Origin of the sequence: Thauera sp. GDN1 (assembly GCF_029223545.1) — a bacterium.
Taxonomy (GTDB): Bacteria; Pseudomonadota; Gammaproteobacteria; order Burkholderiales; family Rhodocyclaceae; genus Thauera.
Map to the genome: position 1 here is coordinate 123,215 of NZ_CP097870.1, position 21,881 is coordinate 145,095.

General features: G+C 67.4%; 23 protein-coding genes. 16 read left to right on the forward strand and 7 right to left on the reverse strand.

What is annotated here, in order from left to right; genetic code table 11:
• Positions 1–139 precede the first annotated feature (139 nt).
• A complete protein-coding gene (locus tag CKCBHOJB_RS00540) occupies positions 140–958 on the reverse strand; it encodes an extracellular solute-binding protein (RefSeq protein ID WP_281050135.1) in 819 nt (272 codons plus the stop codon).
• 117 nt (positions 959–1,075) lie between these two features.
• Between CKCBHOJB_RS00540 and CKCBHOJB_RS00545 the strand changes: the two genes are divergently transcribed.
• The 5 genes from CKCBHOJB_RS00545 (at position 1,076) to CKCBHOJB_RS00565 (ending at position 6,695) form a co-directional block, all read left to right on the forward strand.
• Complete coding sequence (locus CKCBHOJB_RS00545; protein WP_281050136.1) at positions 1,076–2,197, forward strand: substrate-binding domain-containing protein; 1,122 nt, start codon at positions 1,076–1,078, stop codon at positions 2,195–2,197.
• A gap of 113 nt (positions 2,198–2,310) precedes the next feature.
• The gene (gene mnmG / locus CKCBHOJB_RS00550) at positions 2,311–4,257 is read left to right on the forward strand and encodes a tRNA uridine-5-carboxymethylaminomethyl(34) synthesis enzyme MnmG (protein WP_281050137.1); all 1,947 of its coding nucleotides are present in this window, start codon (positions 2,311–2,313) and stop codon (positions 4,255–4,257) included.
• Positions 4,254–4,913, forward strand: coding sequence for a 16S rRNA (guanine(527)-N(7))-methyltransferase RsmG (rsmG, locus tag CKCBHOJB_RS00555; RefSeq protein WP_281050138.1), 660 nt, complete (start codon positions 4,254–4,256; stop codon positions 4,911–4,913). Before mnmG ends, rsmG begins: the two co-directional genes overlap by 4 nt.
• A 145-nt stretch (positions 4,914–5,058) precedes the next feature.
• Positions 5,059–5,829, forward strand: coding sequence for an AAA family ATPase (locus tag CKCBHOJB_RS00560; RefSeq protein WP_281050139.1), 771 nt, complete (start codon positions 5,059–5,061; stop codon positions 5,827–5,829).
• A gap of 14 nt (positions 5,830–5,843) precedes the next feature.
• Complete coding sequence (locus CKCBHOJB_RS00565) at positions 5,844–6,695, forward strand: ParB/RepB/Spo0J family partition protein (RefSeq protein ID WP_281050140.1); 852 nt, start codon at positions 5,844–5,846, stop codon at positions 6,693–6,695.
• Here the strand turns inward: CKCBHOJB_RS00565 and CKCBHOJB_RS00570 are convergent.
• Positions 6,692–8,038 (reverse strand): MFS transporter, encoded by a 1,347-nt coding sequence (locus tag CKCBHOJB_RS00570; RefSeq protein WP_281050141.1) that lies wholly within the window; start codon positions 8,036–8,038, stop codon positions 6,692–6,694. The two genes, CKCBHOJB_RS00565 and CKCBHOJB_RS00570, sit on opposite strands and share 4 nt — an antisense overlap.
• A gap of 221 nt (positions 8,039–8,259) precedes the next feature.
• Between CKCBHOJB_RS00570 and CKCBHOJB_RS00575 the strand changes: the two genes are divergently transcribed.
• The 9 genes from CKCBHOJB_RS00575 to CKCBHOJB_RS00615 all read left to right on the forward strand — a co-directional run bounded on the left by CKCBHOJB_RS00575 (position 8,260) and on the right by CKCBHOJB_RS00615 (position 15,175).
• Positions 8,260–8,601: an ATP synthase subunit I gene (locus CKCBHOJB_RS00575; RefSeq protein ID WP_281050142.1), complete on the forward strand. Its 342-nt coding sequence runs from the start codon at positions 8,260–8,262 to the stop codon at positions 8,599–8,601.
• Between the two features lie 2 nt (positions 8,602–8,603).
• A complete protein-coding gene (gene atpB / locus CKCBHOJB_RS00580; RefSeq protein ID WP_281050143.1) occupies positions 8,604–9,455 on the forward strand; it encodes a F0F1 ATP synthase subunit A in 852 nt (283 codons plus the stop codon).
• A gap of 65 nt (positions 9,456–9,520) precedes the next feature.
• Positions 9,521–9,766 carry a F0F1 ATP synthase subunit C gene (atpE, locus tag CKCBHOJB_RS00585; protein ID WP_002925444.1) on the forward strand — a complete coding sequence of 82 codons (246 nt, stop codon included), beginning with the start codon at positions 9,521–9,523 and terminating at the stop codon, positions 9,764–9,766.
• Positions 9,767–9,813: 47 nt separating this feature from the next.
• A complete protein-coding gene (locus CKCBHOJB_RS00590; RefSeq protein ID WP_281050144.1) occupies positions 9,814–10,287 on the forward strand; it encodes a F0F1 ATP synthase subunit B in 474 nt (157 codons plus the stop codon).
• 3 nt (positions 10,288–10,290) lie between these two features.
• Positions 10,291–10,824 (forward strand): F0F1 ATP synthase subunit delta, encoded by a 534-nt coding sequence (locus tag CKCBHOJB_RS00595; protein ID WP_281050145.1) that lies wholly within the window; start codon positions 10,291–10,293, stop codon positions 10,822–10,824.
• 14 nt (positions 10,825–10,838) lie between these two features.
• Positions 10,839–12,377 carry a F0F1 ATP synthase subunit alpha gene (gene atpA / locus CKCBHOJB_RS00600; protein ID WP_281051731.1) on the forward strand — a complete coding sequence of 513 codons (1,539 nt, stop codon included), beginning with the start codon at positions 10,839–10,841 and terminating at the stop codon, positions 12,375–12,377.
• A 21-nt stretch (positions 12,378–12,398) separates the two neighbouring features.
• Positions 12,399–13,268 (forward strand): F0F1 ATP synthase subunit gamma, encoded by an 870-nt coding sequence (gene atpG, locus CKCBHOJB_RS00605; RefSeq protein ID WP_281050146.1) that lies wholly within the window; start codon positions 12,399–12,401, stop codon positions 13,266–13,268.
• 26 nt (positions 13,269–13,294) lie between these two features.
• Positions 13,295–14,695: a F0F1 ATP synthase subunit beta gene (atpD, locus tag CKCBHOJB_RS00610; RefSeq protein ID WP_004340954.1), complete on the forward strand. Its 1,401-nt coding sequence runs from the start codon at positions 13,295–13,297 to the stop codon at positions 14,693–14,695.
• Between the two features lie 54 nt (positions 14,696–14,749).
• Positions 14,750–15,175 carry a F0F1 ATP synthase subunit epsilon gene (locus CKCBHOJB_RS00615; protein WP_281050147.1) on the forward strand — a complete coding sequence of 142 codons (426 nt, stop codon included), beginning with the start codon at positions 14,750–14,752 and terminating at the stop codon, positions 15,173–15,175.
• Positions 15,176–15,289: 114 nt separating this feature from the next.
• On the opposite strand, the gene CKCBHOJB_RS00620 is transcribed toward CKCBHOJB_RS00615, so the two are convergent.
• The 4 genes from CKCBHOJB_RS00620 to CKCBHOJB_RS00635 all read right to left on the reverse strand — a co-directional run bounded on the left by CKCBHOJB_RS00620 (position 15,290) and on the right by CKCBHOJB_RS00635 (position 18,057).
• Positions 15,290–15,871 (reverse strand): SCP2 sterol-binding domain-containing protein, encoded by a 582-nt coding sequence (locus CKCBHOJB_RS00620; RefSeq protein WP_281050148.1) that lies wholly within the window; start codon positions 15,869–15,871, stop codon positions 15,290–15,292.
• A gap of 120 nt (positions 15,872–15,991) precedes the next feature.
• On the reverse strand, positions 15,992–16,870 hold the full coding sequence (locus CKCBHOJB_RS00625) for a TIM44-like domain-containing protein (RefSeq protein ID WP_281050149.1): 879 nt from the start codon (positions 16,868–16,870) through the stop codon (positions 15,992–15,994).
• 19 nt (positions 16,871–16,889) lie between these two features.
• Positions 16,890–17,627, reverse strand: coding sequence for a bifunctional demethylmenaquinone methyltransferase/2-methoxy-6-polyprenyl-1,4-benzoquinol methylase UbiE (ubiE, locus tag CKCBHOJB_RS00630; RefSeq protein WP_281050150.1), 738 nt, complete (start codon positions 17,625–17,627; stop codon positions 16,890–16,892).
• Positions 17,628–17,634: 7 nt separating this feature from the next.
• The gene (locus CKCBHOJB_RS00635) at positions 17,635–18,057 is read right to left on the reverse strand and encodes a DUF971 domain-containing protein (RefSeq protein ID WP_281050151.1); all 423 of its coding nucleotides are present in this window, start codon (positions 18,055–18,057) and stop codon (positions 17,635–17,637) included.
• Between the two features lie 157 nt (positions 18,058–18,214).
• On the opposite strand from CKCBHOJB_RS00635, the gene phoB reads away from it, so the two are divergent.
• Both phoB and phoR read left to right on the forward strand, forming a co-directional pair.
• The gene (phoB, locus tag CKCBHOJB_RS00640; protein ID WP_281050152.1) at positions 18,215–18,925 is read left to right on the forward strand and encodes a phosphate regulon transcriptional regulator PhoB; all 711 of its coding nucleotides are present in this window, start codon (positions 18,215–18,217) and stop codon (positions 18,923–18,925) included.
• A 40-nt stretch (positions 18,926–18,965) separates the two neighbouring features.
• Positions 18,966–20,282, forward strand: a complete 1,317-nt coding sequence (gene phoR / locus CKCBHOJB_RS00645) for a phosphate regulon sensor histidine kinase PhoR (RefSeq protein ID WP_281050153.1) — start codon at positions 18,966–18,968, stop codon at positions 20,280–20,282.
• On the opposite strand, the gene CKCBHOJB_RS00650 is transcribed toward phoR, so the two are convergent.
• Positions 20,269–21,870, reverse strand: a complete 1,602-nt coding sequence (locus CKCBHOJB_RS00650) for a hypothetical protein (RefSeq protein ID WP_281050154.1) — start codon at positions 21,868–21,870, stop codon at positions 20,269–20,271. The two genes, phoR and CKCBHOJB_RS00650, sit on opposite strands and share 14 nt — an antisense overlap.
• Positions 21,871–21,881 lie beyond the last annotated feature (11 nt).

Consider the following 21,881-nt stretch of genomic DNA (forward strand, 5'->3'; position numbering starts at 1 on the left):
AAACTCGGCGCTGCGCGCCTCAAACATGCGTCGCCTTGTTTCCCCCGCGACGCCCTCCGCCTCGGCGCTCATGAAGTTGGCGAGCGCCACCCCGGCCCCGCGGCCTTGCGCTTTGGGGGCTTCGACCCTCTCGGCCGCCTTAGTTTCCGGCGTTCGGGAAGAAGAGCTGTTCGCCCTCGATCTTGTACGCGGCGATCGCGTCCTGCCCTGCGGGCGACACCACCCATTCGACGAACTTGCGCGCCTCGGCCGTCTTCACGTGCGGGTGGCGCTCGGGATTCACCACCATCACGCCGTACTGGTTGAACAGCCGGTTGTCGCCTTCGACCAGCACCGCGAGGTCGGCGCGGTTCTTGAAGCTGAGCCAGGTGCCGCGGTCGGCGAGCACGTAGGCGCCGCTCGAGGCCGCCATGTTCAGCGCCGGGCCCATGCCGCAGCCGCATTCCTTGTAGCCGGTGCCCTTGTCGTCGACGCCGGCGGCCTTCCAGTAGCGCAGCTCGGCGGCGTGGGTGCCGCTCTTGTCGCCGCGGGAGACGAAGTTGGCGTTTGCGGCGGCAAGCTTCTGCAGCGCCGCGGTGATGTCCTGACCCTTGGTGCCGGCGGGATCGGCCTTCGGGCCGATCAGCACGAAGTCGTTGTACATGACCTTGCGGTGCTCGATGCCGTGGCCTTCGTCGACGAACTTCTTCTCCGCCGCTTCGTCATGGACGAAGACCACGTCGGCGTCGCCGCGGCGGCCGATGTCGAGTGCCTGGCCGGTGCCGAGCGCGACCACCTTCACCTCGATGCCGCTGGCCTGCTTGAACTGCGGCAGGATGTGGCCGAACAGGCCGGACTGCTCGGTGGAGGTGGTCGAGGCGACGACGATCGAGGACGCCTGCGCGTGGACGGCCAGCGGCAGCAAGGCGAAGGCGGCGGCGGCGAAACGGGCGAGCTGCTTGCGGGCAAGGGAAAGCATCGGGGGAGTCTCCTCGGGAATCTGCGGGCGGGAAGCGCCGCGGGACGTGCGATTGCCGTCCGCGGTCGGATTGGCGCAATCTATTGGCCCCGTCCGACCCGATCAATATGAACAGAAATGCATAGGATCAGCCTCCACTACACGCTGGGTACCGCCGCTGCGCCGGCGCTGGTCCGCAATCCGCTGCTCGACCTGCTGCAGGCGGTCGATGACTGCGGTTCGATCTCGGCGGCGGCGCGCGCGGTCGATCTCTCCTACCGCCACGTCTGGGGCGAGCTCAAGCGCTGGGAGGCCGCACTGGGCCAGCCGCTGATCCTGTGGGAGAAGGGCCAGGCCGCGCGCCTGTCCGAGTTCGGCGCCAAGCTGCTGCTCGCCGAGCGCCAGGTGCAGGCGCGCCTGCTGCCGCAGATCGAGGCGCTGCGCGCGGACCTCGAGCGTGCGTTCGCGATCGCCTTCGACGATTCGGTGCATGTGCTGTCCTTCCACGCCAGTCACGATGACGCGCTGGCCGCGCTCGGCGACGAGGCGCGCGGCGGCGGGCTGCACCTCGACGTTCGCTTCACCGGCAGCGTGGATGCGATCCGCGCGCTCAACGAGGGCCGGTGCACGATGGCCGGCTTCCATGTGCGCCTGCCGGCGGCGCCGGGCTCACTCTCGCAACGCAGCTACAAGCCGCTGCTGCGCCCCGGCCTGCACAAGCTGATCGGTTTCGCCCGCCGCAGCCAGGGCCTGATCGTCGCCCGCGGCAACCCGCTCGGCCTGCGCGGCCTGAGCGACCTCGCGCGGCCGGGTGTGCGCTTCGTCAATCGTGCGCGCGGCACCGGCACCCGGGTGGTGCTGGATGAGCTGCTCGGCGAGCTGGGACTGAGCGGATCGGCCATCCACGGCTACGCCGCCGACGAGCCGTCGCACGCCGCGGTCGCGCAGGCGGTGGCCAGCGGCCAGGCCGATGCCGGCTTCGGTATCGAGGCCAGCGCGCGCAGCCGCGGGCTGGATTTCGTGCCCCTGGCGGAGGAGGCCTACTTCCTCGCCTGCCTCAAGTCGACGCTGGAGCAGCCCGCCACCCGCGCCCTGCTCGCCGTGCTGCGTACCGCCGAATGGCAGCAACGCCTGGCGCAGCTCCCCGGCTATGCGCCGATGCAGAGTGGCGAGGTGCTGTCGATGAGCCGCGTGCTGCCGTGGTGGCGTTTCGGGAGGCGTGGCGGCGGAGGCAGAGGCGATCGCAAGGTCGATCAATAAGCCGATGTTTGAATTGAAAAATTCCGTGAAACATCAGCGCGGAACCTGGCCGTTCGGACGCTGAAGGCGTAGAATCCTGCCCCTTGTTCACGCATTGCAGCACGGAGCGCGCCATGCTCTACCCCACCCGTTTCGATGTCATCGTGGTCGGCGGCGGTCACGCCGGGACCGAGGCCGCGCTCGCCGCGGCGCGCATGGGCGCGGCCACGCTGCTGCTCACCCACAACATCGAGACGCTCGGGGCGATGAGCTGCAATCCCTCGATCGGCGGCATCGGCAAGGGCCACCTGGTCAAGGAGGTCGATGCGCTCGGCGGCGCGATGGCGGCCGCCACCGACGAGGGCGGCATCCAGTTCCGCATCCTCAACGCCTCCAAGGGGCCGGCGGTGCGCGCCACCCGCGCCCAGGCCGACCGCGTGCTGTACAAGGCGGCGATCCGCCGCCGCCTGGAGAACCAGCCGAACCTGTGGCTTTTCCAGCAGGCGGTGGATGACCTTACCGTGGTGGGCGACCGCGTCACCGGTGTCGTCACCCAGATCGGCCTGCGCTTCGAGGCGCCGGCGGTGGTGCTGACCGCGGGCACCTTCCTCAATGGCCTGGTGCATGTGGGGATGCAGAACTACTCCGCCGGGCGCGCGGGAGATCCGCCGGCGATCTCGCTCGGCGCGCGGTTGAAGGAGCTGGCCTTGCCGCAGGGCCGGCTCAAGACCGGCACGCCGCCGCGGCTCGACGCGCGCACGATCGACTTCTCGGTGATGACGGTGCAGCCGGGCGACGACCCGGTGCCGGTGTTCAGCTTCCTCGGCCATGGCGGGCAGCATCCGCGCCAGCTGCCGTGCTGGATGACGCACACCAACGAACGCACCCACGACGTGATCCGCGCCAACCTCGACCGCTCGCCGATGTATTCCGGCGTGATCGAGGGTGTGGGGCCGCGCTACTGTCCGTCGATCGAGGACAAGATCCACCGCTTCGCCGACAAGGACAGCCACAACATCTTTCTCGAGCCCGAGGGCCTGGAGACGCACGAGATCTACCCGAACGGGATCTCGACCTCGCTGCCCTTCGACGTGCAGCTGCAGATCGTGCAGAGCATCCGCGGCCTGGAGAACGCGCACATCCTGCGCCCGGGCTACGCGATCGAGTACGACTACTTCGACCCGCGCAACCTCAAGTCCAGCCTGGAGACCAAGTCGATCGGCGGGCTGTTCTTCGCCGGCCAGATCAACGGCACCACCGGCTACGAGGAGGCCGCCGCGCAGGGCCTGCTCGCCGGCGCCAACGCCGCGCTGCAGGTGCAGGGGCGCGAGCCCTGGTGCCCGCGCCGCGACGAGGCCTACCTCGGCGTGCTGGTGGACGACCTGATCACCCGCGGCGTGTCCGAGCCCTACCGCATGTTCACCTCGCGCGCCGAGTACCGCCTGTCGCTGCGCGAGGACAACGCCGACCTGCGCCTGACCGAGAAGGGCCGCGAACTCGGCCTGGTCGATGACGAACGCTGGGCCGCCTTCTGCGCCAAGCGCGAGGCGATCGAGCGTGGCACGGCGCAGCTCAAGGCGGCGTGGGCGCGGCCGGAGGCGATTCCCGGCGAGGACCAGCAGCGCGTGCTCGGCAAGGCGCTCGAGCGCGAGCAACGCTACTTCGAACTGCTGCGCCGGCCGGAGACCAGCTACGAATCGCTGATGAGCCTGCCCGGCGCGCCGGACGAGCGCGAGACCGATGTCCAGGTCATCGAGCAGATCGAGATCGCCGCCAAGTACCAGGGCTACATCGACCGCCAGCAGGAAGAGGTGGCGAAGCAGGCCCAGGCCGAGGCCACCCGCCTGCCGGCCGACCTCGACTATGCGCAGGTGCGCGGCCTGTCCAAGGAAGTGCAGCAGAAGCTCAACCAGCACATGCCCGAGACCATCGGCCAGGCCGGCCGCATCCAGGGCGTGACCCCGGCGGCGATCTCGCTGCTGCTGGTGTGGCTCAAGCGCCGCGAGCTGGCGGCGCGCGCCGGGCGGGCCAGCGAGCCGGCCGGCGACGGCGTCGATGCGGCGCGGAGGCCGGCAGCATGAGCGGACGCCTGCAGCCTTACGCCAACCAACTTGCCGACGGCATCGCCACGCTCGGCCTCGCCCTGGCGCAGGAGACCGTCGACCGCCTGCTCGCCTTCGGCGAACTGCTGCTGAAGTGGAACAAGGTCTATAACCTGAGCGCGATCCGCAGCCCGCAGGAGCTGATCACCCACCACCTGCTCGACTCGCTGGCGGTGCTGCCGCACCTGGAAAGCGTGAACCGGCTCGCCGACATCGGCTCCGGTGGTGGCCTGCCCGGTGTGGCGCTGGCGATCGTCCGCCCCGGGCTGCTCGTGAGCTCGATCGAGACCGTGGGCAAGAAGGCGAGCTTCCAGCAGCAGGCGAAGATCGAGCTCGGGCTGGGCAACTTCTCGGTGCTCAACAAGCGCGTCGAGCAGGTGCAGGCCGGGAGCCTGCCCGGCGGCGCGGCCGAGGGCGTGATCTCGCGCGCCTTCTCCAGCCTGGCGGATTTCGTGAACCTGTCCGGCCACCTCGTTGCCGAGGGCGGTGCGCTGTATGCGATGAAGGGCGTGAATCCCTTGGACGAGATTGCGGCGCTGCCATCTGGCTGGACCATCACCGAAACCCATGCGCTGAGCGTCCCGGGGCTGGATGCCGAGCGTCATCTGCTCGTCATCCGCCGCGCGGGATCCTAGTGCAGGCCCGCTCCCACGCAGACGAAGCGCCTGCGGTGCGACAGGAGGCTGAACATGCCCCGCATGTTGCGCCGCCGCATTGAAGTACACTCCGGGTTCCGCGCCGCGTGCGCAGCCCCTGCAAACGGAATAGCCTGAACCGAACATGGCCAAGATTTTCTGCGTCGCCAACCAGAAGGGCGGGGTGGGCAAGACCACCACCTGCGTCAACCTCGCCGCCGCGCTGCACCAGGCCGGACAACGTGTGCTGCTGATCGACCTCGACCCGCAGGGCAACGCCACCATGGGCAGCGGCATTGACAAGCGCGGGCTGCAGCACTCGGTGTATCACCTGCTCGTCGGCCTCGTGGACCTGGCCGGCGTGCGCGTCGCCTCGCCCTCCGGCGGTTACGACGTGCTGCCCGCCAACCGCGATCTGGCCGGCGCCGAGGTCGAGCTGGTCAACCTCGACCAGCGCGAGAAGCGCCTGCGCAACGCGCTGAAGGCCTTCGCTGCCGACTACGATTTCGTCCTCATCGACTGCCCGCCCTCGCTGTCGATGCTGACCCTGAACGGCCTGTGCTGTGCCAACGGCGTGATCATCCCGATGCAGTGCGAGTACTACGCGCTCGAGGGGCTGTCGGACCTGGTCAACACGATCAAGAAGGTGCATGCCAACCTCAACCGCGAGCTCAAGATCATCGGCCTGCTGCGGGTGATGTTCGATCCGCGCGTCACCCTGCAGCAGCAGGTCTCGGCGCAGCTCGAGGGCCATTTCGGCGACAAGGTGTTCCGCGCCATCGTGCCGCGCAACGTGCGCCTGGCCGAGGCGCCCAGCCACGGCATCCCCGGCGTGGTGTTCGACAAGGCCGCCAAGGGCGCCCAGGCCTACATGGCGTTCGCGCACGAGATGATCGAGCGCGCGAAGACCTTCTGACATTCGGGATCGACATGAACAAACCCAGACTCAAGGGCCTCGGCCGCGGCCTCGATGCGCTGCTGGCGGCCAACCACGAAGAAGAGGCCGAGAAGGGCGCGCTGCAGTCGCTGGCCACGATCGCGCTGCAGCCGGGCAGGTACCAGCCGCGTACGCGCATGGATCCGGGTTCGCTCGAGGAGCTGGCGGCGTCGATCAAGGCCCAGGGTGTGATGCAGCCGATCCTGGTGCGCCCGGTGGCGGAGGACGCCTGGGAGATCATCGCCGGCGAACGGCGCTGGCGCGCGGCGCAGATCGCCGGCCTGACCGAGGTGCCCTGCCTGGTGCGCGAGATCCCCGACGATGCCGCGCTGGCGATGTCGCTGATCGAGAACATCCAGCGCGAGGACCTCAACCCGCTCGAAGAGGCGGCCGGCATCCAGCGCCTGATCGACGAGTTCGAGATGACGCACCAGCAGGCGGCCGACGCGGTCGGGCGCTCGCGGCCGGCGGCCTCGAACCTGCTGCGCCTGCTCAACCTCGCCAAGCCGGTCCAGGAGCTGCTGATGGCGGGCGACATCGACATGGGACACGCGCGCGCGCTGCTGCCGCTCGATGGCGCCAGCCAGATCCAGCTCGCCAACCAGGTGGCGGCGAGGCAGCTGTCGGTGCGCGACACCGAGCGTCTGGTGCAGCAGATCCTCAATCCGCGCCTGAAGAAGCCCGTCCCCCAGCCCGATCGCGACCTGCTGCGGCTGGAAGAGGAGATCGCCGACGCGATCGGCGCCACGGTGAAGATCAAGGCCAACAAGAAGGGGGCCGGCGAGGTCACGATCCGCTTCGGCAGTCTGGACCAGCTCGACGGCGTGCTCGGCCGCCTGCGTTAGGTCCCGTCGGCGCGCGCATCCTCGTCGGCGAGCCGCGCCCTCGCCACCCCGCGGGCCTCGTCGATGCCGGCCAGCGGCAGCAGTGCCAGCACGAACAGCAGGATGCAGAACAGCACCGCGCCCTGAAGGCCGAGCAGCCACTGCAGCAGACCGACGCCGAAGATGCCGAAGATCGCCGCCAGCTTGCTGAACAGGCCCCAGAAGCCGAACAGCTCGGCGGCCCGGCTCTCCGGCGCGAACATGCCCACCAGCGCGCGCCCGACCGACTGGCTCGAGCCCAGGCTCAGCCCGGACAGCAGGCCGGCGAACAGGAACACCTGCTCGGGGCGCAGCGCCAGGCCCAGCCAGCCATTGAGCGCCGCCGTCATCGGCGCGACGAAATGGATGGCGAGGATGGCCGCGATCCACAGCACCAGGGTCAGCGCGTAGGTGCTGCGCCCGCCGAGCCGGCCGTGCAGCGCGCCGAACACCAGGGCGCCGAGCAGGGCGGTGATCTGCACGACGATGAACATCAGGTTGCGCGTCGCTTCGCTCCAGCCGATGACCTGCGCGCCGTAGATGAAGGAGAAGGCGACGATCACATAGACGCCCGCCATCGCGAACAGGATCGAGAGGAACAGCCAGGCGAGGTCCGGGAAGTCGCCCACCGTGCGCACCGTGTGCAGCAGGCGCCGGTAGGCGGTCCCCACCACCGCCATGCGCAGGCGCCGGCGTTCGCCGACGACCGGTTCGCGCAGCCAGACGAAGGTGGGGATTGCCGCCAGCAGGAAGAAGGCCGCGGCGAAGGGGCCGACCCAGCGCATGCGCTCGAAGTTCTCCGCGCTCGCCTCGCCCAGGAAGACGAGCACGAATCCTGCCGAGACCAGTCCGCCGGCATAACCCAGCGCCCAGCCCAGGCCGGAGATGTGGCCGAGTTCGTGACGTTCGCCGAGGAAGGGCAGGAAGCTGGCGACGAAGGATTCGCCCGCCGCGTAGGCGGTGTTCGACACCACGATCAGCGCGAAGCCGAGCCAGACATAGCCCGGCTGCACGTAATACAGCAGCGCGGTGCTGCCCACGGTGAGCAGGTAGCTCGCGAACAGCATGCGCTTCTTCGCCCGCGCATGGTCCATGACGGCGCCCAGCAGGGGCGCGCTGACCACCACCAGCGCATAGCTCACGCATAGGGCGAGGCTCCACAGCAGGTTGCCGAGGCGGTAGTCGGGCGCATCGCCCACGATGATCCGGGTGTACAGGTCGCCGAAGATCACCGTGATGATCAGCAGCGTGTACGCCTGGTTGGCGAAGTCGAACATGCACCAGCCGAAGATTTCGCGCCGGCGCGCCTTGTGGGTCTCTATCATGCGGACGATGGGGTCGTGGTCGGGGGCGGGCGGGGTCCGGAAGGGCGTGCGCGGGCCGGTTTCCAGCGCCGATGGATGTATTGTCTTTTATAAGATATGGGACCACGTCGAAGAGTCGTGCTGCAATGCAACCAAGGTTTGACTTTGCTGCGGTTAACCCCTACTATCCGCGGGATTTTAGGCGGTCGCCAGCGTCTCGACACGCATGTGCGATAAAACCCATGCTTAAAGCTGTCATACTGCAGGTGATCGCGACACTCATCGCGGTGCTGCTTTCCGGCGCACTGTTCGGTGTTCCCGGTGCGATCTCCGCCGCAGGGGCGGGCTTGGCATGCGTGCTGCCCAGCTGGCTGTTCGCGATTCGCCTGTCGGCGATGACGCGGCGGGCGGGGACGGCAAGTGTGACCGCTTTCGTCGCAGGCGAGTTCATCAAGATCGCCTCGATTGTGGGATTGTTGGTGCTGGTGTGGGCCGTATATCCTGACCTCCACTGGGGGGGCATGCTGATCGGTCTGATCCTTGCACTTAAGGCGAATTTGTTTGCATTTTTGGTAAAGACCTGACCATGGCTACAGAAGGGCACGCCCCCACCGCATCCGAGTACGTCATTCACCACCTGACGCACCTCAACAACACCGGCCACGCGCAAGAGAACATCGTGGACTGGAGCGTGATCAACCTCGACTCGATGTTCTATTCGGTCGTGATTGGTGCGCTCACCGTCTTCCTGCTCTGGCTTGCCGCGCGCAAGGCCACTTCCGGCGTGCCCGGCCGTTTCCAGGGCATCGTCGAGATCCTCGTGGACATGGTCGCCGACCAGGCCAAGGGCATCGTCCATAGTGCCGAATCGCGCAAGTTCGTCGCCCCGCTCGCGCTCACCGTGTTCGTCTGGATCTTCCTGATGAACGCGATGGACCTGCTGCCGGTCGATCTGCTGCCGCGCATCTGGGAAGGCGTGTATGCCGCCGGCGGCGGTGATCCGGCCCATGCCTACATGCGCGTGGTTCCGACCGCCGACCTGTCCGCGACCCTCGGCATGTCCGTCGGCGTGCTGCTCCTCTGCCTCTACTACAACGTCAAGATCAAGGGCGTGGGCGGCTGGGTACACGAGCTCTTCACCGCGCCCTTCGGCAGCCACCCGCTGCTCTACCCGATCAACTTCGCGATGCAGATCATCGAGTTCGTCGCCAAGACCGTCTCGCACGGCATGCGACTGTTCGGCAACATGTACGCCGGCGAGCTGATCTTCATCCTGATCGCGCTGCTCGGCAGCACCGCAACCGTGTTCGGCTTCCTCGGCCACGTGATCGCGGGTTCGATCTGGGCGATCTTCCACATCCTGATCATCACCCTCCAGGCCTTCATCTTCATGATGCTGACCCTGGTGTATGTCGGTCAGGCGCACGAAAGCCACTAAGTTCAAGTTTCATCTTCAGCGTAGTACCTGGTTTTTAAACTCACCTTCCCCACTAAGGAGTCGTCATGGAAAACGTTCTGGGTTTTGTTGCTCTGGCTGCTGGTCTGATCATCGGTCTGGGTGCGATCGGCGCTTGTATCGGTATCGGCATCATGGGTTCCAAGTACCTCGAAGCCTCGGCTCGCCAGCCCGAGCTGATGAACGCCCTGCAGACCAAGATGTTCCTGCTGGCCGGCCTGATCGACGCCGCGTTCCTGATCGGTGTCGGTATCGCCATGATGTTCGCCTTCGCCAACCCGTTCCAGCTCTGATCGGTTCGAGTTCATCCATCCTTGAACCAACCTGAGGGCCAAGAACCGTGAATTTGAACGCAACCCTGATAGCCCAGCTCGTTGTGTTCTTCATTCTGGCGTGGTTCACGATGAAATTCGTGTGGCCGCCCATCGTGAAGGCACTGGACGAGCGTGCGAAGAAAATCGCAGACGGGCTGGCAGCTGCGGACAAGGCCAAGGCTGATCTGGCACTCGCCGAGAAGAAGGTCGTCGAGGAACTGCGCAAGGCCCGCGAATCCGCGGGCGATGTGCGTACCTCCGCTGAAAAGCAGGCGAGCCAGCTGATCGACGAGGCCCGCGCCGAAGCCACCCGCATCATCGCCGCCGCGCGCGAGGCCGCCGAAGCTGAAGCCGGTGCCGCTTCCCAGCGCGCCAAGGAAGCCCTGCGCGACCAGGTCGCCCATCTGGCCGTTGCCGGCGCCGAAAAGATCCTGCGCCGCGAGATCAACGCCCAGGTGCATGCCGAGCTGCTTGCCAACCTGAAACAGGAACTGCACTAAGTCATGGCCGAGAACGTCACCATCGCGCGCCCCTATGCCGATGCCGCCTTCGAGCTGGCTCGCGGGGCTGGTGCGCTGGGGCCTTGGTCGGAAGCGCTGGATCGGCTCGCCACCGTGGCGGCCGATCCGAACATGAAGGCGTGCTTCAAGGATCCCAAGCTTTCCGCCGACCAGTGCTTCACGCTGATCAAGGAAGTTTCGGGTGATCTGACCGCCGAGCAGCAGAACTTCGTCCGCGTGCTCGTGGACAACGAACGCCTGCTGGTGCTTCCGGAGATCCGTGACCTGTTCGTTGCACTCAAGAACGAACACGAAGGCGTCCTGGAGGCCGAAATCGCCTCCGCCTTCCCGCTCGACGATGCAGCCCTGGCCGCACTGAAGGCCGACCTCGAAGCCCGCTTCAAGGCCGCCATCAACGTTACGGTCAGCATCGACCCCGAACTCATCGGTGGGGTCCGCATCGCCGTGGGCGACGAAGTCATCGACGCCTCGGTCCGCGGCAAGCTCGCGAACATGGCCGCTGCGCTAAAGAACTAGGAGCATAAATGTCTATGCAACTCAACCCCTCTGAAATCAGTGGTCTGATTAAGAGCCGGATCCAGAACCTGCAGCTCGCCGCCACGTCGCGTAACGAGGGCACGGTGGTCTCCGTCACCGACGGCATCACCCGCATCCACGGCCTGACCGACGTCATGCAGGGCGAAATGCTGGAGTTCCCCGGCAACACCTACGGCATGGCGCTGAACCTCGAGCGCGATTCCGTCGGCGCGGTCGTGCTCGGTGAATACGAGCACATCACCGAAGGCGATACCGTCAAGGCCACCGGCCGCATTCTCGAAGTGCCCGTCGGCCCCGAGCTGGTCGGTCGCGTCGTGAACGCCCTGGGTCAGCCGATCGACGGCAAGGGCCCGATCAACGCCAAGCTCACCGACAAGATCGAGAAGGTCGCGCCGGGCGTCATCGCCCGCAAGTCCGTCTCGCAGCCGGTGCAGACCGGTCTGAAGTCGGTCGACTCCATGGTGCCGATCGGCCGTGGCCAGCGCGAGCTGATCATCGGCGACCGCCAGACCGGCAAGACCGCGGTCGCTGTCGACGCGATCATCAACCAGAAGGGCCAGGACATGTACTGCGTGTACGTGGCCATCGGCCAGAAGGCCTCGACCGTCGCCAACGTCGTGCGCAAGCTGGAAGAGAACGGCGCGATGGAATACACCATCGTCGTCGCCGCCACCGCGTCGGAATCGGCCGCCATGCAGTACCTGGCCGCCTACGCCGGGTGCACGATGGGCGAATACTTCCGCGATCGCGGCATGGACGCCCTGATCGTCTATGACGACCTGACCAAGCAGGCCTGGGCCTATCGTCAGGTCTCCCTGCTGCTGCGCCGTCCGCCGGGCCGTGAAGCCTACCCGGGCGACGTGTTCTACCTGCACTCCCGTCTGCTCGAGCGCGCCGCGCGCGTCAACGAAGACTACGTCGAGAAGTTCACCAACGGCGAAGTCAAGGGCAAGACCGGTTCGCTGACCGCCCTGCCGGTCATCGAGACCCAGGCCGGCGACGTGTCCGCGTTCGTTCCGACCAACGTGATCTCGATTACCGACGGCCAGATCTTCCTCGAGACCGACCTCTTCAACGCTGGTATCCGTCCCGCGATCAACGCCGGTATCTCGGTGTCCCGCGTCGGTGGTGCCGCGCAGACCAAGGTCGTCAAGAAGCTGTCCGGCGGTATCCGTACCGACCTCGCGCAGTACCGCGAACTCGCCGCGTTCGCCCAGTTCGCCTCCGACCTGGACGATGCGACCCGCAAGCAGCTCGAGCGCGGCCGCCGCGTGACCGAACTGATGAAGCAGGCGCAGTACTCGCCGATGTCGATCGCCGACATGGCCATCGTGCTGTACGCGGTGAACAACGGCTACTTCGACGACGTCGAGGTCGGTCGTGTGCTCGCTTTCGAAGCCGCGCTGCTGCAGTTCGTCAAGACCAAGCAGGCCGATCTGGTCTCCTCGATCCTGAGCAAGAAGGAACTCGACGCCGACGGCGAGAAGACCCTGGCTGCCGCGATCGCCGAGTTCAAGAAGAGCTGGGCCTAAGGCCGGCGAGGGAGACGGAATATGGCTGGCGGTAAGGAAATCCGTACCAAGATCAAGAGCGTGCAAAACACGCGCAAGATCACCAAGGCCATGGAGATGGTGGCCGCGTCCAAGATGCGCAAGGCGCAGGACCGGATGCGCGCTGCCCGTCCCTTTGCCGAGAAGATCCGCCGACTCGCCGCGAACCTGTCCCAGGCCAATGTGACCGATTACAAGCACCCCTTCCTGGTCCGCAAGGACCAGGTCAGGCGGGTGGGCTTGATCCTGGTGACCACCGACAAGGGTCTGTGCGGTGGCCTCAACACCAACGTCCAGCGTATCGCTGTCAACGCCATGAAGGACTGGGAGTCCTCGGGCGTGACCGAGATCCGTGCCTGCGCCATCGGCAACAAGGGTCTGGGTTTCATGCAGCGCATGGGCGTCAAGGTCGCGTCGCACGTCACCCAGCTGGGTGACACGCCGCACCTGGAGAAGCTGATCGGTCCGGTCAAGGTCATGCTCGACGCGTTCCAGAACGACGAGCTCGACGCGGTCTATCTGGCCTACACCCGCTTCGTGAACACCATGAAGCAGGAGCCGGTGCTGGAGCAGCTGCTGCCGCTCACCGGCGACAAGCTGGGCACGCCCGACAGCTCGTGGGACTACCTCTACGAGCCGGATCCGCAGGTCGTCATCGACGAGCTGCTGGTGCGCTACGTCGAGGCGCTGGTCTACCAGGCCGTGGCCGAGAACATGGCATCCGAACAGAGCGCGCGCATGGTGGCAATGAAGGCCGCTTCCGACAATGCCAAGAACGTGATTGGCGAACTGCAGCTGGTCTACAACAAGACCCGCCAGGCCGCGATCACCAAGGAGCTGTCGGAAATCGTCGGCGGCGCCGCCGCGGTGTAACGGATTATTGATTTAAGGATATGACGATGAGTCAAGGTACGATCGTTCAGTGCATCGGCGCCGTGGTGGACATCCAGTTCCCGCGCGATTCGATGCCCAAGGTGTATGACGCCCTGAAGCTCGAGGACGCTGCCGACTCCTTCGCCGAAGCTGGCCTGACCTTCGAGGTCCAGCAGCAGCTTGGCGACGGCGTGGTGCGCACCATCGCGCTGGGTTCTTCCGACGGCCTGCGCCGCGGCATGAAGGTTTCCGGTACTGGCAAGCCGATTTCGGTGCCGGTCGGCCACGGCACGCTGGGCCGCATCATGGACGTGCTCGGTCGCCCGATCGACGAAGCCGGCCCGATCGAGACCGACGAACTGCGCGCCATCCACCAGAAGGCGCCGAAGTTCGACGAGCTGTCGCCCTCCGTGGAACTGCTCGAGACCGGCATCAAGGTGATCGACCTGATCTGCCCGTTCGCCAAGGGCGGCAAGGTCGGCCTGTTCGGTGGCGCCGGCGTCGGCAAGACCGTGAACATGATGGAGCTGATCAACAACATCGCGAAGCAGCACTCCGGTCTGTCGGTGTTCGCTGGCGTGGGTGAGCGTACCCGTGAGGGCAACGACTTCTACCACGAGATGAAGGACTCCAACGTTCTGGACAAGGTCGCGATGGTGTTCGGTCAGATGAACGAACCCCCGGGCAACCGTCTGCGCGTCGCGCTGACCGGCCTGACCATGGCCGAGCGCTTCCGCGACGAAGGCCGCGACATCCTGTTCTTCGTGGACAACATCTACCGCTACACCCTGGCCGGTACCGAAGTGTCCGCGCTGCTGGGTCGTATGCCTTCCGCGGTGGGTTACCAGCCGACGCTGGCCGAGGAAATGGGCCGTCTGCAGGAGCGCATCACCTCCACCAAGGTCGGCTCGATCACCTCGATCCAGGCCGTGTATGTGCCCGCGGACGACCTGACCGACCCGTCGCCTGCGACCACCTTCCTGCACCTCGACTCCACCGTCGTGCTGTCGCGTGACATCGCCGCGCTGGGTATCTACCCCGCCGTCGATCCGCTCGACTCCACCTCGCGCCAGCTCGATCCGCTGGTCGTGGGCGAAGAGCACTACGGCGTGGCGCGTCAGGTCCAGCAGACCCTGCAGAAGTACAAGGAACTGCGCGACATCATCGCGATTCTCGGTATGGACGAGCTGTCGCCGGAAGACAAGCTGTCGGTGGCGCGCGCGCGCAAGATCCAGCGCTTCCTGTCGCAGCCCTTCCACGTCGCGGAAGTGTTCACCGGCTCGCCGGGCAAGTACGTCTCGCTGAAGGACACGATCAAGGGCTTCAAGATGATCGTTTCCGGCGAACTGGACAGCCTGCCGGAACAGGCTTTCTACATGGTCGGCAACATCGACGAGGCCATCGAGAAGGCGAAGAAGCTCCAGTAACGAGGTCGCCCGCGCGCCGCTGCGGCGGTGCGCGGGACATCAAGGGGAAACACAATGGCTATGACGGTACATGTCGACATCGTCAGCGCGGAAGAGCAGATCTTCTCCGGGCTCGCAGAATTCGTCGCATTGCCGGGCGAAGCGGGCGAACTGGGCATCCTGCCCGGCCACATGCCGCTGATGACCCGGATCAGGCCGGGTGCCGTGCGCGTGCGTGCCCAGAACGCGACCGAGGAGGAACTGATCTTCGTCGCGGGTGGCCTGCTGGAGGTTCAACCGGGTCTGGTGACGGTGCTTGCCGACACCGCGATCCGTGGCAAGGATCTGGACGAAGCCAAGGCGCTCGAAGCCAAGCGCAAGGCCGAGGAAGCCATGGCCAACCAGACCGCGCGTCTGGACTACGCCAAGGCCCAGGCCGAGCTCATGGAAGCGGTGGCACAACTCGCCGCCATCCAGCGCCTGCGCAAGCGCGGTCACTGAGCGTAGCGATCCCCGGGGTCGCAAAGGAAAAAGCAGCTCGCCGAGCTGCTTTTTTTGTTTGTGCGCCCGTTGCGCTCGCCTTCGGGCCCGTCAGGCGCCGCGGATCGACCCCCCTCAACGCCCCTTCTCCAGACGCGCCACGCGCTTGTCGAGGCGTGCCACCGCATCGCGCAGCGCCACCGCCTCTTCCATGAATCCGGGCAGCGCCTTGCGGGTGACGAGTAGCGGCGATTCCTCGGTGAGATACTCGGCCAGATTGCCGCCGGCGCGCGCGAGCGAACGTCGGCCCTCGTCCACGACCTTGCGCCCGCCCTCCACCAGGCGATGGGCCGCGATGTCGCCGAACACCCGCGACAGATCCTCCTCGGCATCCCAGCGCAGGTGGCGGAACACGAAGCCGAGGGCCTCGGCGAACTCGGCATTGCCTTCGATGCGGACGTGGCGCATCGCGCTTTCCAGTCCGTCCGCGAGCAGCCGTGGCAGGTCCGCGACCGCCAGGCGCAGCGTGACCTCCGGCGCCTCCTCGCCGCTCCATTCGGCGAGCTGACCGTCGGCGGCGACCGAGAAGTCGATCTCGACCACCGGTGCGAGTGCGAGCCGCGCGGTCCGCCCCGCATGCGGCTGCAGGCGCTGGCGTGCCCATCCCGCTTGCGACAGCAGGTGGTTGGTGGCCGACAGGAACAGGCTGGAGATCATGGCTGCACTCCGGGCGAAGCGGATGGAAGGGAAGCTGGAACGCAGCGGGCCTGCCGGCGAAGCCCCGATCGGGCGTCGCGGACAGGCCCGCTGTGTGCTGCGGAAGACTGCGATCCGTACTTACCGGGCTTGCTGGATGCCGGCGATCAGCCAGCCGCCATTGCCGGTGAGCGGCTTGGTCAGGTGCCAGATCTCGTCGAAGGCAGCCGGCGCGGCATCGGCTTCCTCGCGCAGCAGGCCGGTGAAGTGCACGCTGACGATGTAGCGGTTGTCCTCTTCTGCCACGTCGATCACCTCGGCATTGAGTTCGACGACGTCGGTGCGCTGTTCGGCGCCGCGGCGCTCGTTGAGCTGCATGCAGATTTCGGCGAACACTTCCGGGGTGGTGAATTCGCGCAGGTCGTCGAGGTTGCCGGCGTCGTTTGCAGCCTGCAGGCGGATGAAGTTCAGCTTGGCCTGGCGGGCGAAGCCTTCGGCGTCGAAACCGGAAGCCACCGCCTTGTCGACACCGCTCGCCGGCGCGGCCGAGGCACCGCCGAGCGGCTGGCTGGCCTGGAAGGCCTGGTTCGGTGCCTGCGCACCGCCGGCGGGAGCGCCAGCGTACTGCAGGCCGCGGTTGCCCTGCGCTGCGGCATTGGCGCCACGGCGGAAGATCAGGCGGAAGACGAAGAAGGCGGCGGCGGCCAGCAGCAGGATCATCACGAAGTTGGCGAAGCCTTCGCCGAGGCCGAGCGACGAGAACAGCGCGGCGAGGCCGAGACCGGCGGCGAGGCCGGCGATCGGGCCCATCCACGAGCGCTTGGGCTGGGCCGCGGTCGCGGCACCGGCGGTCGGCGCCTGCTGCTGCGTGGCCGCCGGCTGGCGCGGCTGGGTGGTCGGCGTGGCCTGGCGCTGCATGCCGAAGCTGCTGCCGCCGCCAAGGCGCTTGGCCTCGGCCTCGGAAGCGGCGAAGCCGAAGGACATCACGGCGACGATCAGGGAAAGGATGAAGCTCTTCATTGGGTCGGGGTCTCCTGGTTCAGATCTTGTAGCCACGGTGCAGGGCAACCACGCCGGCACTGAGGTTGAAGTAGTCGACCCGGCCGAGGCCCACTTGTTCCATCATGGCCTTCAATTCTTCCTGGCCGGGGTGCATGCGGATCGACTCGGCGAGATAGCGGTAGCTGTCGGCGTCGTTGGCGACCTTCTCGCCCATCCACGGCAGCAGCTTGAAGGAATACAGGTCGTAGATCGGCGACAGCGGCTTCCACACCCGGGAGAACTCCAGCACCAGCAGCCGCCCGCCGGGACGCAGCACGCGGCGCATCTCGGCGAGGGCGACGTCCTTGTGGGTCATGTTGCGCAGGCCGAAGGCGACGGTGACGCAGTCGAACCAGTCGTCGGGGAAGGGCAGCTTCTCGGCGTTGCACTGCGCCACCGGCATCGCGAAACCGTGGTCGACCATGCGGTCGCGGCCGCGCGACAGCATGGCGTGGTTGATGTCGGTCAGCCAAACCTGGCCGCTGCGCCCGACCTTCTTCGCGAACGCGAGCGAGAGGTCGGCGGTGCCGCCGGCGACGTCGAGCACGCGGTCGCCCTCGCGTACGCCCGAGATCTGGATCGTGAAGTGCTTCCAGATCCGGTGCAGGCCGAACGACATCAGATCGTTCATGACGTCGTACTTCTGCGCGACCGAGGAGAACACCTCGGCCACCTTCTTTTCCTTCTGCTCCTCGTCAACCGTCTGGAAGCCGAAGTGGGTCGTCTTGTCGCTCATGATGTGCTCAGTGGTGATGGCCGCAGCCACCCTTGGGGGCGGGCGGCGGCGCCTTGGCGGGGTCGCGGGTGCCGCCTGCGCGCTCGAGGGCCTCGAGGTAGGCGCTCCACAGCGTCTCCTGGTCGCGGCCGAGCGCGTACAGGTAGTCCCAGGAGTACAGGCCGCTGTCGTGGCCGTCGGAGAAGGTGGGCTTGATGGCGTAGTTGCCGACCGGGGCGATGTCGACGATGTCGACGTCGCGCTTGCCCTGCTGCAGGGTCTCCTGGCCCGGGCCGTGGCCGCGCACTTCGGCGGACGGGGAGTACACGCGCAGGAATTCGAACGGCAGCTCGAAGCGGCTGCCGTCGTCGAATGCGAGCTCGAGGCGCCTCGAGGCGCGATGTACGGTGATTTCGGTGGGGATCGGGGTGTTTTCGTCGAGTCCGGCCATGACATCAGTCCCGCGGGAAGGGCCACAATCATACCCGAATCGCCGTGGCGGCGTTCCCGGCGGCCGCCCTCGGGTGCGTATTGCGCTTCGATGACGTGTCATCAAAGCTTCAAGGACCTGCAATACACTCGCGCCAATGCTCACAGGGAGTCCAGGCATGCCAGCGACCATCTTGCTTGTGGAAGACGAACCGGCGATTCAGGAACTGATCGCCGCCAACCTCGCGCGCGCGGGCCATCACGTCGTGCGCGCCTCCGATGCCGAATCCGCCCAGCGCATCGTGCGCGAGGCCCTGCCCGATCTGGTCCTGCTCGACTGGATGCTGCCCGGCGCCTCGGGCATCGAGTTCGCCCGCCGCCTGCGCGCCGAGGAGCGTACCCGCGAGATCCCGATCATCATGCTCACCGCGCGCGGCGAGGAGCAGGACAAGGTGACCGGGCTGGAGATCGGCGCCGACGACTACGTCACCAAGCCGTTCAGCCCGCGCGAGCTGGTGGCGCGCATCAAGGCGGTGCTGCGCCGGCGTGCGCCGCAGGTCACCGAGGATGCGGTGGAACTCGGCGGCCTGCGCCTCGATCCCGCCACCCACCGCGTGACCGCCAGCGACAAGGCGCTGGCGCTCGGGCCGACCGAGTTCCGCCTGCTGCATTTCCTCATGACCCATCCCGAGCGTGTGCATTCGCGCGCGCAGCTGCTCGACCAGGTGTGGGGCGACCACGTCTTCGTCGAGGAGCGTACCGTCGATGTGCACATCCGCCGTCTGCGCTGCGCGCTCGAACCCAGCCGCCACGACGGCCTGATCCAGACCGTGCGCGGCAGCGGCTACCGCTTCTCGGTGCACGCCCAGCAGTCGGCGGTCGCCTCCTGAGTCGCCTCGTCAGTCGTCGCCACGCCGCCACGGACCGCATGTGATCAACCGACCGCTCTCCTACGTCACCCTCGGCGTCGCCGTGCCGGTGATCGCCCTGCTGCTGCTCGCCGTGCTGGGGGGGATCTATCGCGGCAGCGACGGCGCGCTCGGCCTGATCGTGCTCGGCCTGATCGGCACCGCGATCATGCTCGCACGCAACCTTCGCCTGCTGGTGGCCTGGGCACGGCAGCCGATCGGCACCCCGGCGCCGCAGGGCGAAGGCTTGTGGGGCAGCGTGTTCGACGAGATCGGTACGCGTTTCCAGCGCGAATGCGAGGTCAAGGAGCGCCTGTCGGCCGAGCTCGGGCGCTTCCAGCAGGCGGCGATGGCGATGCCGGACGGCGTGATCTACCTCGCCGATGACGACCTGATCGAGTGGATGAACCCGATGGCCGAACAGCATTTCGGCCTCGATCGTCGCCAGGATGTGCGCACGCCGCTGCCCAATCTCATCCGCCAGCCGGAGTTCCTTGCCTACCTGGCCGCACACGACTACGCCGAGCCGCTGACGATGCGCTCGCTGCGCCGACGCGACCGCACCCTGCAGGTGCAGGTGATCGCCTTCGCCGGCAACCGCCGCATGGTGCTGTCGCGCGACGTGTCCCAGCTCGAGCGCCTCGAGACCATGCGACGCGATTTCGTCGCCAACGTGTCGCACGAACTGCGCACGCCGCTGACCGTGGTCGGGGGCTTCCTGGAGACGCTGATCGACGGCATGGACGACTTTTCGCGCGACGAGGTCGTCCACTACCTGACGCTGGCGAGCGAGCAGTCAAGCCGCATGCAGCGCCTGATCGAGGAGCTGCTGACCCTGTCGGCGCTGGAGACCGGTGCGCCGGCGCAGGTCGATGAACGGGTCGATGCGGCTGCGCTCGTCGAGGAGGTGTTCCGCGAGACCGATCTGCTGTCCGCCGGCCGCCACCAGGTCCGCCTCGTGCTCGAAGGCGGCGGCGTGCTGCTCGGCAGCCGCAAGGAGCTGCACAGCGCGTTCTCCAACCTCGCCAGCAATGCGGTGCGCTACACCCCGGCGGGGGGCCATGTCGAGATCGGCTGGCGCAGCGGCGAAGAGGGCGGCGAATACTGGGTCAGGGACGACGGCATCGGCATCGATGCGGTGCACATTCCGCGCCTGACCGAGCGCTTCTACCGCGTTGACCGCGGGCGCTCGCGCGAGACCGGCGGCACCGGCCTCGGGCTGGCGATCGTCAAGCACATCGTCACCCGTCACCAGGGCGAACTGGTCGTCGACAGCGAGCTGGGCAGTGGCAGCCGTTTCGCGATGCGCTTCCCGCCCGCGCGCGTCAGGCTGGACTGAGCTCCGCCGCGTCGTCGAAGCTGCACTGGTCGAAATTGCTGCCCCGCAGCAGCAGCTTGCGCAGATGCACGTGGCGCGAGCGCTCGCCTTCCCGCAGCTCGATGACGCGGTCGGTCTGGAACCACATCGCCGGCAGCACCAGCGCGCCGGCCGAGTTCAGCGCCGGCGCCGGCGGCAGCAGGAAGGCCTGATGGAAGGGCTCGCGCCGGCCGGGCGCCACCGGCGGGCGGACCGAGACCACGCGCGGAATGCCGGGCAGGATATTGACGCCGATCTCCAGCGTCCCCTCGCCGCGATACATCAGCCAGCTGAGGTCCGCGATCAGCAGTTGCTCGGCGTCGAGCGGGCGGAGCCCGACCAGCTGGTGATGCTCCAGGCGCACGCCGTCGCCTGCGTGCTGCAGGCGGAAGCCCGCCACCGACTGGTCGAGCACCTCCCAGTGTTCGGTGTCGAAGACCGGATGCAGGCCGTGCCCGTGCGCCGAGCCCCGGCTGCCCGCGGCCAGCTGTGCGGACTCGCCGAAGGTGAGCAGCGAGATGTCCTCGTTCAGCCGGCCGTGGATGGGGCCGCCATGGGGCTGGTGGAAGAGTTCGCCGTTGATGGCGAAGCCGATCGCCAGCCAGTCGCCGGTGAGCTCGACCCGTCCCCCCTTCGCCCGCCGCGGAAAGCGGCGCCCGGACGAGGCCAGCCCCCACGGGCGGTAGAGCGAGAGCAGCAGGCGCGCGCTGGCGCTGGTCGGGCAGTCCTCGCCGAGGCCGAGCGAGGCGGGCGTCACCCCGCGCCGGAACTGCGCGAGCACGGACTGGATCTGGAGCGCCAGCTCGCTGCCGTCGAAGCGCAGCAGCGTGGGTGCACGCGGCAACAGGCCGAGAGGACGCAGGCCGCCGTCGCCGGCGGTGTCGACCCCGTATGTGGTCGGCTTCTGACCCTCGATGTCTTCATCCAGCCTGCAATAGGGCGCGAAGCGCTGCGCCCAGCGGATGATCCAGTCGAGCTCGCGCGCGCTGCGGCCGTACGGGTTGGCGAGCTCGACCAGCAGTGCCGCGATGTAGGCCTCGTGCGGGCTCTGGGCGCGCCAGACCTCGTTGAGTCCGTCGGTGACGCGCACGCGGGCGAGCCCGGCGCGCACCGCGTCGCGGTAGCCGGCATGCACGGCCTGCCACATGCCCGCGGGAAGCTCGCGATGGGCGCGGAAGTATTCGATCAGCGCCAGGCCGTCGTAGCTCAGCCGGCGCTGGGCGAGCAGCGCGCGCTGGTCGTCGAGCGTGCCGGCGCGGGCGTCGGCCTCGGCGATCGCGGCGTAGGAGCGCGCCATCGCCTGCCACAGGGCCACGACGCGCTCGAGCGCCTGCGTCTCGTCCCGCCCCGGCGGCAGCGGGCGGGCGGTGTAGGTGCGCGCCATCTCGCCCTGGGCGAAGCCCAGCGTGTCGCGCGCGGCTTCGAGCACCTCGAGGTGCTGGTTGGGCGCCGGCCGCGCGGCGAGCAGCCCGTGCACGATGTGCGTGAGCGTGTCGTGGGTGGCCCTGAAGTCGATCGGGTGCAGCCTGCGCAACTGGTCGAGGCAGGCCGCGGGCTGGGCGTAGTCCATGGGCGCGCCCG